Here is a 1,838-nt window from a genome sequence, read left to right as displayed (position 1 = left end):
CGCAAAGCAGTAATGTCACCCATCGGCAAAGCAGAAGTGTCACTCTCCTTGCATACGGTAGCGAGGATTAGTGGACATGGGATGGGTGACGATGAGCGAGCGCGAGTTGAACCGGGTTGAGGTTTTGGCGCAGGTCGATGATGCGCGGCTGAGCGTCGACAACGCGGCGAACATGCTGGACCTGACACGGCGGCAAGTGTTTCGGCTTTTGAAGCGGTATCGCCAGGACGGTGCATCTGCGATCCGGCACAAGTCGCGTGGGCGCGCGCCGAACAACCAAATCCACTCAGCCAAACGCGATTATGCGCTGACCGTCATCAAGGAACATTATCCGGACTTCGGGCCGACGCTTGCGGCTGAGATGTTGGCCGAACATCATGGGTTAAAGGTCTCGCGTGAGACGGTGCGCAAGTGGATGGTTGAAGATGGCATCTGGCTGTCTCGCAAGCAGCGCCGCCAGTTTCATCAACCTCGCCTGCGCCGGGAATGCTTCGGTGAGCTGATCCAGATCGACGGCTCGGACCATCGCTGGTTTGAAGACCGCGCACCACCTTGCACCCTGCTTGTGTTCATCGATGACGCGACCAGCACGCTCATGGAACTGCGGTTTGTGAAGACAGAGAGCACGTTCAGCTACTTTGAAGCTTTGGAAAGCTATCTGCACAAACACGGTCGCCCGGTCGCGTTCTATTCTGACAAGCACACGGTGTTCCGTGTCTCCAAAGAGGACGCCAAGGGTGGTGCGCGGATCACCCAGTTTGGTCGGGCGCTGAGTGAGCTGAACATCGAGATTCTCTGCGCCAATTCGAGCCAGGCCAAAGGCCGTGTCGAACGCGCCAACCGCACGTTGCAGGATCGGCTGGTCAAGGAACTGCGCATCGCGGGCATTTCAGACATGGAAGCTGGAAACGCCTATTTGCAAGGCTTCAAAGACCGCCACAACGCCAGGTTCGCCAAGGCCCCGGCCAGGTCGGACAACCTGCATCGCGCGCTCAATGTCGAACCGGATCGGCTGGCAGATGTGCTGTGCTGGCGCGAGAACCGCTATGTCGGCAGGCAGTTAACGTTCTCCTACGACCGCAAGCGGATCATGCTCGAAGAGAGTGACATCACGCGCGGGCTGGTTGGCAAATACGTGGACACCTACGCCTTTGTTGATGGCCGGTTCGAGGTGCGCTCCAAAGGCCGCTCCCTGCCCTACACAGTCTTCGACATGGATCAGCGCGTCACCCATGCGGCAATCACCAGCAACAAAAACCTGAGCGCAGTTCTGGAACACATCAAGGAGATGCAGGACGCCGCGCCGCCAAAGCCGAAGGTGCGGACAAATTCCGAGAAGATGGGTTATAAACCGAATGGGCGGCGTCCTGGCAGGCCCTCAGGATCGAAAGCCAAGAAGAAGATTGCGCAGGCGGCGGAATAGGCCAAAATCGACGGTATGACTGAGGACGAGCCAGAGATCATCTTTTCCGAATACACCCAGACCGTCACCATCGACGGGCATCACTTTGACGTCGAGATTTACAAGACCAGCATCGATCCCGGCTGGATCCTGTCAGTTGAGAACCAATTCGGCACGTTGACGATTTCAGACAATCCGCCCTTCTTTGGTGATGTCCTTGCGTGGCGTGCCTTTGAAAAGATCGTGCGCGAAGACGGCGTCAGAGCATTCTACAATCAGACCGAACAACGGAAGCTGGGTCTCTAAGCCAATCCCCGCAAGGCTTTTCGGCCCTTCGATATGTGGGGTCTCCGGGCTGCAAAGCCTTGCTACCGTCGCGCCCAGTAGTGACATTCCTGCTTTGCAAACCCAGTGACATTTCTGAATGGTGTTTACA

2 protein-coding genes are annotated in these 1,838 nt (G+C 57.2%); both read left to right on the top strand.

The window, feature by feature from the left end; translation table 11 throughout:
* Nucleotides 1-76: 76 nt before the first annotated feature.
* Nucleotides 77-1,423 carry an ISNCY family transposase gene (locus ACGYKA_RS19970; protein WP_280323098.1) on the top strand — a complete coding sequence of 449 codons (1,347 nt, stop codon included), beginning with the start codon at nucleotides 77-79 and terminating at the stop codon, nucleotides 1,421-1,423.
* Between the two features lie 15 nt (nucleotides 1,424-1,438).
* Nucleotides 1,439-1,708 (top strand): hypothetical protein, encoded by a 270-nt coding sequence (locus tag ACGYKA_RS19965; protein ID WP_088636303.1) that lies wholly within the window; start codon nucleotides 1,439-1,441, stop codon nucleotides 1,706-1,708.
* Nucleotides 1,709-1,838 lie beyond the last annotated feature (130 nt).

Source organism: Sulfitobacter sp. 1A15106, assembly GCF_043556995.1.
In the GTDB taxonomy this organism is placed as follows: Bacteria; Pseudomonadota; Alphaproteobacteria; order Rhodobacterales; family Rhodobacteraceae; genus Sulfitobacter; species Sulfitobacter faviae.
This window is presented reverse-complemented; position numbering and strand designations above follow the sequence as displayed.

What these genes read in the sequence shown, in the direction of transcription:
- ACGYKA_RS19970 (WP_280323098.1), top strand. Translation starts at nt 77, where the DNA reads ATGGGATGGGTGACGATGAGCGAGCGCGAGTTGAACCGGGTTGAGGTT.
- ACGYKA_RS19965 (WP_088636303.1), top strand. Translation starts at nt 1,439, where the DNA reads ATGACTGAGGACGAGCCAGAGATCATCTTTTCCGAATACACCCAGACC.